This is a genomic window from Streptomyces flavofungini (assembly GCF_041028215.1).
Classification (GTDB): Bacteria; Actinomycetota; Actinomycetes; order Streptomycetales; family Streptomycetaceae; genus Streptomyces; species Streptomyces flavofungini_B.
In genome coordinates, this window is the sequence record NZ_JASKYR010000430.1 from 1 (window position 1) to 7292 (window position 7292).

At 73.4% G+C, this 7292-nt stretch carries 5 protein-coding genes and 2 pseudogenes; 6 read left to right on the forward strand and 1 reads right to left on the reverse strand.

The genetic code is table 11. The features are described from left to right. From AB8Z36_RS25890 to AB8Z36_RS25900, 3 genes and pseudogenes are all read left to right on the forward strand, one after another. Window positions 1-194: pseudogene (locus tag AB8Z36_RS25890) on the forward strand (sensor histidine kinase); the annotation flags it as partial. Then, entirely contained in the window at window positions 179-829 is a 651-nt protein-coding gene (locus tag AB8Z36_RS25895) for a LuxR C-terminal-related transcriptional regulator (RefSeq protein ID WP_369215787.1), read from the forward strand. The pseudogene AB8Z36_RS25890 and the gene AB8Z36_RS25895, both read left to right, overlap by 16 nt. 52 nt (window positions 830-881) lie before the next feature. Beyond that, on the forward strand, window positions 882-2264 hold the full coding sequence (locus tag AB8Z36_RS25900) for a DUF1996 domain-containing protein (RefSeq protein WP_369215788.1): 1383 nt from the start codon (window positions 882-884) through the stop codon (window positions 2262-2264). A 27-nt stretch (window positions 2265-2291) separates the two neighbouring features. Here the strand turns inward: AB8Z36_RS25900 and AB8Z36_RS25905 are convergent, their stop codons facing one another. Then, window positions 2292-2705, reverse strand: a complete 414-nt coding sequence (locus AB8Z36_RS25905; protein ID WP_369215789.1) for a hypothetical protein — start codon at window positions 2703-2705, stop codon at window positions 2292-2294. A gap of 111 nt (window positions 2706-2816) precedes the next feature. On the opposite strand from AB8Z36_RS25905, the gene AB8Z36_RS25910 reads away from it, so the two are divergent. From AB8Z36_RS25910 to AB8Z36_RS25920, 3 genes and pseudogenes are all read left to right on the forward strand, one after another. Then, entirely contained in the window at window positions 2817-5936 is a 3120-nt protein-coding gene (locus AB8Z36_RS25910; protein ID WP_369215790.1) for an alpha-N-acetylglucosaminidase, read from the forward strand. Between the two features lie 34 nt (window positions 5937-5970). After that, a complete protein-coding gene (locus AB8Z36_RS25915) occupies window positions 5971-6492 on the forward strand; it encodes a tetratricopeptide repeat protein (protein ID WP_369215791.1) in 522 nt (173 codons plus the stop codon). Between the two features lie 26 nt (window positions 6493-6518). Continuing rightward, a pseudogene (locus AB8Z36_RS25920) lies at window positions 6519-7292 on the forward strand (hypothetical protein); the annotation flags it as partial.

The following is a 7292-nucleotide window of genomic DNA, read 5'->3' on the forward strand; positions in this document are numbered from 1 at the left end:
ACCTGCACCACGGCGACGGCATGCTGCGCATCGCGGTCACCGACGACGGCAAGGGGGGCGCCCGGATCGGGGCGGGCTCGGGACTCGCGGGGATCGAGCGGCGGCTCGGTACATTCGACGGCGTACTGGCCGTCAGCAGTCCCGCGGGCGGCCCGACCATGGTGACCATGGAGATCCCTTGCGAGTTGTCCTAGCCGAAGACCTCTTCCTGCTGCGCGACGGCCTGGTGCGGATGCTGGAGGCATTCGACTTCGAGATCGCGGCGGCCGTGGAGAGCGGACCCGAACTGACCAAAGCACTGGCCGAGTTGGAGCCGGACGTCGCCGTCGTCGACGTCCGGCTTCCGCCGTCCCACACCGACGAGGGCCTCCAGTGCGCGCTCGCCGCCCGCAGAGCGAGACCGGGCCTGCCCGTCCTCGTCCTCTCCCAGCACGTGGAGCAGCTCTACGCGCGCGAGCTGCTCGCCGACGGCAACGGCGGTGTCGGCTACCTCCTGAAGGACCGCGTCTTCGACGCCGCCCAGTTCGTCGACGCCGTGCGCAGGGTCGCGGCGGGCGGCACCGCGATGGACCCGCAGGTGATCCAGCAGCTCCTGAGCCGCCGCTCCAGCGACCAGCCGCTCGGCGCGCTCACCCCGCGCGAGCGCGAGGTGCTCGAACTGATGGCGCAGGGCCGGTCGAACGCGGCGATCGCCTCGCAGCTCGTCGTCACCGAGCGGGCGATCGCCAAGCACACGTCGAACATCTTCGGGAAGCTGGGCCTGCCGGTCTCCGACGACGACAACCGCCGGGTGCTCGCCGTCCTCGCGTATCTGGACCAGGGCCGCTGAACCGGAACCCGGGCCGCTGAACGCGCCGGGCGGCTGATGCGTATGTAGCCCCATGGGACGCACCTCACGAAAACGATCGAAGCTGGCGCGGCGCATGGTCGCCGCGTCCGCCGCTCTGGTCATGGGCGGAGGCGGCCTGATCGCCGTCAACGTCTACGCGAACGCCGAGGACGGCGTCGACCGGCCTCCCGGACAGGGCGCGAGCGCCGCACAGCGGATGTCGACCATCGACTGTCCGGACGTGGGCAATCAGCTGCGGGAGGTGCCGCGGGAAGCGCGCGGCGAGGTCGACGGCAGGCTCGCCGAGCTGGACAGCCAGATCACCCGGGCCTACGCGCGGTTCACCGAGGCCGAGGACAAGGAGTCCGTACTGCCTCCTCTGGAGGAGCAGCGGCGCGGCACCATCGGCGAGATCGAGGCCGCGGTGGACCAGGCGGGCGCCCGCCCCGACGACCTCACCGGCATGGCCCCCTGCACCCTGCGCGCCTCCGACCAGGAGAAGGGGCAGGAACAGGAACAGGGTGATCAGGGACAGGGGCAGAACGGCAATGGGCCCGTCGCCGCCGACTTCGTCGACATCACGTCCGTCCGGCCCAACGTCCAGCGCCCCCGCAACCAGCGCGGCGCCTCCCGCGGCACCTTCACCACGAACTGCGGACGCAACGAGAACGGCAAGTTCAACTCCGACAACGTCATCGCGGCGCCCGGCGTGAGCAACGGCGCCCACCACATGCACGACTACGTGGGCAACCAGGCCACGGACGCCTTCTCCGGCGACGACGAGCTGGCGAACGGCGGGACCACCTGCCGGAACCAGGGCGACAAGTCGACGTACTACTGGCCCGTGCTGCGCCTCCAGAACGGGCAGGACGAGGACGACGCCCAGGCGGACGGCGGCGGCAAGGACCAGAACGTCGGCGAGATCCAGACACCGTCGGCCGTCACGCTGAAGTTCGCGGGCAGTCCGCGCGGCAAGGTCGTGGCGATGCCGCGCTTCCTGCGGATCATCACCGGTGACGCCAAGTCGTTCACCAACGGCGACGCCAACGCCAACGCCTCCTGGAGCTGCACGGGGTTCGAGAACCGGCAGCTCAAGGACAAGTACCCGATCTGCCCCGAGGGCAGCAAGGTCGTCCGGACGTTCAACTTCCAGAGCTGCTGGGACGGCCGGAACACCGACAGCGCCAACCACCGCACGCACGTCGCCTTCGCCGACCGGCGGACCGGCGCCTGCCCGCAGGGCTTCCGCGCCATCCCGCAGCTCGTGCAGCGCATCGTCTACGACGTGCCGCCGGGGCCCGGCTTCGCCGTCGACTCCTTCCCCGAGCAGCTGCACAAGCCGGTCACCGACCACGGCGACTTCATCAACGTCTTCGACGAGCGCCTGATGCGGCGCGTCGCGAAGTGCGTCAACTCCGGTCAGCGCTGCACCTGACCCGGCCGCCCCGGCAGCGGGGCCCGCTCAGCCCATGCGGTGACCGTGGTGGCCCCCGCCGTGCTCCCCCGCGGCGTCCACCACGGTCCCGCCGAGCCGGTCGCGCAGCGCCGGGATGTCCTTGGCGTCCCCGACCGCGATCCAGTCCCCGCCGACGAGGTACGTACCCCCGTAGTCGTTCGCCTCGTCGAGCCATTCGGCCTGGCCACGGGCGTTTGTAAAGGTTACGAGCAGGTAGCGCCGGGCACCGTTCTCACAGGTGGCCTGGCGCAGTTCGGCCGCGTCCGTCTGGATGTCGGGCGTGCATTCCGCCCTGGCCGCCAGCTGCTCAAGGCTGCCGCTCGCCGTGCTCGGTGTGCCGTCACCCCCCGAGCCGCATCCAGCCACTCCCAGCAGCACTCCCACCGACAGGCCCGCAAGCGTGCTCCGCGCTGCCCTCATCGTCCCACCAGACCCTTCCGGCGGGCCGAACCCGCCATCTTCCGACGCACCGTTGAGCACGGGAGGCCGCGCGGATACCGTGCGCCGCAGCCTTCACCCCAGGGGGTACACATGTCCGAACCGTCCCGTCGTTCCGTGCTCGGCACCGCCGGTGCCCTCGGCCTCGGCGCCGCCGTCGGCGGAGTACCGCTCCCGGCCCACGCCGCCGAGGGGGCCGCCGGGGCCCCCGCCTTCGATACGGATTCCGCGCGCGCGGCACTCAACAGACTCCTGCCGCACCACGCGGCACAGTTCCGGCTCAGACTCGTCCCCGCACACGGCCGCGGGGACCGCTTCCGGGTCACCGGGTCCACCGGGCGGATCGAGGTGTCCGGCACGACACCGGCGGTGCTGCTCACCGGCGTCCACTGGTACCTGAAGTACGTGTGCGGGGCCCACATCAGCTGGAACGGCAGCCAGCTGGACCTGCCGCGCGAACTGCCCGCCCCGAGCCGCCCGCTGGAGAGATCCACCTCGCTCCCCCACCGGTTCGCCCTCAACGACACCAACGACGGGTACACCGCGCCGTACGCCGACTGGACGTACTGGGAGCGGATGATCGACGTACTCGCCCTGCACGGCTGCAACGAGGTCCTGGTGATCGCGGGCGCCGAGGCCGTCTACCACCGGGTGCTCCAGGAGTTCGGCTACTCCGACGCGGAGGCGAGGGCGTGGCTGCCCGCCCCCTCGCACCAGCCGTGGTGGCTGCTCCAGAACCTCTCCGGGTACGGCGGTCCGCTGTCGGAGCGGCTCATCGCCGACCGTGTCGCACTGGGGCGGCGCATCACCCGCAGGCTGCGCGAGCTGGGCATCGCGCCCGTCCTGCCCGGCTACTACGGGCATGTGCCCGACGGCTTCGTCGCGCGCAACGGCGGCGACGCGCGCGTGGTGCCGCAGGGCACCTGGCACGGCTTCGAGCGGCCCGACTGGCTCGACCCGCGCACCACCGCCTTCGCGAAGGTCGCCGCCTCCTTCTACCGCCACCAGGAGCGGCTGTTCGGCCCCGCCGACCTGTTCAAGATGGACCTCCTGCACGAGGGCGGCACCGCGGGTGACGTGCCGGTGCCCGCCGCCGCCCAGGGCGTGGAGAAGGCCCTGCGCGCGGCACGGCCCGGCGCGACCTGGGTGATCCTCGGCTGGGAGGCCAACCCGCTGCCCGAGCTGCTCGACGCCGTCGACAAGCAGCGCATGCTGATCGTGGACGGCGTCTCCGACCGGTTCGCGGGCGTCACGGACCGGGAGAAGGACTGGGGCGGCACCCCGTACGCCTTCGGCACCATTCCCAACTTCGGCGGGCGCACCACGATCGGCGCCCGCGCGCACATCTGGAACGAGAAGTTCTTCGCCTGGCGCGACAAGGCGGGCAGCGCGCTCGTGGGCACCGCGTATCTGCCCGAGGCCACCGACCGCGACCCCGCCGCCTTCGAGCTCTTCTCCGAGCTGGCCTGGGTCAAGGGCCCGCCGGACCGTGCCGCGTGGTTCTCCTCGTACGCCGACTTCCGGTACGGCGGGCGCGACCGGGGCGCGCGGGCCGCCTGGCGTGCCCTGGAGGAGACCGCCTACCGGCACACCGCGGTGGAGCGCAGCGACCCGCACGACTCCCTCTTCGCCGCCCGCCCCGACCTGGCCGCCGCCCGCGCCGCCGAGTACGCGCCGCGCGCCCTGACCTACGACCCGGCCCGCTTCGACGCCGCGCTGACCGGGCTGCTCGGGGTCACGGCCGGGCTGCGGGGCAGCGCCGCGTACCGCAACGACCTGGTGGACGTGGCCAGGCAGGCCCTCGCGCACCGCAGCCGCCAGCTCCTGCCGCAGCTCAGGGCCGCGTACGAGCGCAAGGACCAGGAGACCTTCCGCGCCCTCACGACGCTCTGGCTGCGGCTGATGCGGCTCTCGGACGAGGTCACGGGCACCGCCCAGGCCTTCCTGCTCGGCCCCTGGGTCGCGGCGGCCCGGCGGATGGGGACCAGCACGGCCGAGGCCGCCGAGTTCGAGCGGACCGCGAAGGTGCTGATCACCACCTGGGGCGAGCGCGCCACGTCCGACGGCGGGCGGCTGCACGAGTACGCCAACCGCGACTGGAACGGCCTGATCGGCGACTTCTACCTGCCCCGCTGGCAGCGCTGGCTCGACGAGCTCCAGGACGCCCTCGCCGCCGGGCGCCCGCCCAGGGCGGTGGACTGGTACGCGGTGGAGGAGCCCTGGACGCGGGAACGCGAGGACTATCCCCTGCGGCCCGTCGGCGACCCGTACCGCACGGCCGCGCGGGCCCGCGGCGTCCTCGCGCGGGCGCCCTACCAGGGGTCCGTCGAGGTCACCGCCGAGCCCCCGGCCTTCCCGCCGGGCGGGCACGCGCGCGTGCGGGCCGTCTTCCGCAACGTCAACGGCCTCCGGGCCACCGGACGTGTCGACTTCGCGTTGACCGGCATCGAGGCGGAGCCCACGGGACCCGTGTCGCTGCCCCGCGTCGAGCCCGCGGGCACGGGGCGCGTCGAGTGGCGCGCGAGCACACCGGGCACGCCCCTGGACCGGCCGCTGCGACCGCTCCCCTACGAGATCGCGGTCCGGTACGGTCCGCGGGGCGAGCCCCGGGTGCGCTCGGTGCACGAGGGGACGCTGTACGAGGCGGGCCCGGTGAGCGGCGCGTGGTCCAGGTACACCAACAACGCGGCCGTCTTCGGCGAGCTCGACGGGCGCTTCGGGATCAACGGCGGCGGCGCCGATCTCTGGAAGGGCACGACGGAGTTCGGGACGCTCTACCGCGAGGGCGCGCTGAAGGACGGCGTCTCCGTGGTGGTGCGCGTCGACTCCCAGGAACCCACCGGACCGTGGGCGCGGGCGGGCCTGATCGCCCGCAACGCTCTGGCCACGCCGGGATCCAAGGGCTTCGTCGACCTCGCCGTCACCCCGGCGAACGGTGTCGTCCTGTCGTACGACACCAACGGCGACGGCACACTCGACACCTACAAGCGCCTCACCGGGATCAAGGCCCCGGTGCTGCTCCGCCTGACGCGGCACGGGGACTCGGTCACCGGGGCGTGCTCCACGGACGCCGGGGCGACCTGGCGCGACGTGGCGACGGTGGCCCTGACGGGGGCGGCGGCCGCCCTCGACGCGGGGTTCTTCATGAGCGCGACCAACGGTGGCGACGGCGGGCGCGGCACGGTGGAGTTCAGCGGCTGGCGCCTGGCGTAAGCGCCCGCGGGCACGCGTGTGCGAAGGTGGGGCCGTGAACGACGACTGGGAGAAGCGCGTCGAGACGGCCTGGGCCTCGCTCGACACCTATGGCGAGGACGGTGCGGCGGAGTTCCGCGCGCTGGTCGACGGACTGGCCGCGGAGCTGCCGGACGGTGACCCCGTCGGCGCCTTCGAGCGCGCCTGCGCCTGGGACTCCACCGGCCGCTCCGACCGTGCCGTGCCGCTCTACCGGGAGGCGCTCGCGGGCGGCCTCGACGGCTACCGCAGGCGGCGCACGCTCATCCAACTCGCCAGCTCCCTGCGGAACACCGGCAGGGCGGAGGAGGGCGTGGCCCTCCTGACGCCCGAACTGGACGCGCCGTCCGACGAGTTGGACGACGCGGTCCGCGCCTGTCTGGCGCTCTGCCTCGCCAGCCTCGGCCGCGAACGCGAGGGTCTTGCCCTGGTGCTCGGCGCCCTCGCCCCCCATCTGCCGCGCTACCAGCGTTCGATGGGAAATTACGCGCGCCTCCTTGTGGAGCCGGAGCCGGATCAGGTGTCCGGGCGGAGCTGAGGTGACCAACCGACGATTCGCTCGTTTTGCTGAACGTGTCGTCTGATGTGCAGTCCCCGAAGCCGAAGTCCCCGTCCGCCAGCGGCCCGGCCCCCGTCGTCGACGTGGAGCAGGCCGAGGCGGCCCTCGTCGAGCACTACCCACGGCTCGTCCGGCTCGCCTATCTGGTGCTGCCGCCCGGCCTCGGCCGCAACCGCCGGGTCCTGACCGCCCACGCCCTCACCCAGCGCGCCCTGCCGCGCGGCCGCAAGTCCGGCGAGGCGGTCGTCATCCCCTCCCAGCAGGGCGGCGGCGGACGCCGCCGGGACGCGGGGTACGCCTACGTCCGCCTCCAGGTGCTGCGCGGCGCGCTCGACGCCGGTCTCCCCCTCAAGCGCCTGGCCTGGCCGAAGCGGGCCCAGCTGCCCCCGCTGCTTCCGCAGGTCCGCGGCCTGCGGCTGTTCCCCCGCTCGGGCGGCGCCGACGAGATCGCCCTGGACCAGCAGCTCGCCTCGCTCTCGGCCGAGGCCCGCGCGGCGTACGTCCTGCGGGGCCTTGAGTCGCTCGACGACGCCGGGGTCCGCGCGACGCTCGCCGCCGCCGGGTGCGAGGACCCCGACGACGCCCTCGAAGAGGCCGACGAGGTGGAGGCGCGCTATGCCCTGCTCGCCTCGCCCGAGTTCGACCCCTGCTCCCTCCAGGCCAGGCCGACGGACCTGATGCGGCGCAGGCAGCACATGAAGGCGGCGGGCGTCGCCGTCGCCGCCGCGCTGGTCTGCGGGGCGCTGCTCGGCATGCCGGGCGACGGCTGGGGCCCCGAC

Bases quoted from the DNA above. Each gene is read 5' to 3' on its own strand.
- AB8Z36_RS25905 (WP_369215789.1), bottom strand. From the start codon at position 2,705: ATGAGGGCAGCGCGGAGCACGCTTGCGGGCCTGTCGGTGGGAGTGCTG.
- AB8Z36_RS25910 (WP_369215790.1), top strand. From the start codon at position 2,817: ATGTCCGAACCGTCCCGTCGTTCCGTGCTCGGCACCGCCGGTGCCCTC.
- AB8Z36_RS25900 (WP_369215788.1), top strand. From the start codon at position 882: ATGGGACGCACCTCACGAAAACGATCGAAGCTGGCGCGGCGCATGGTC.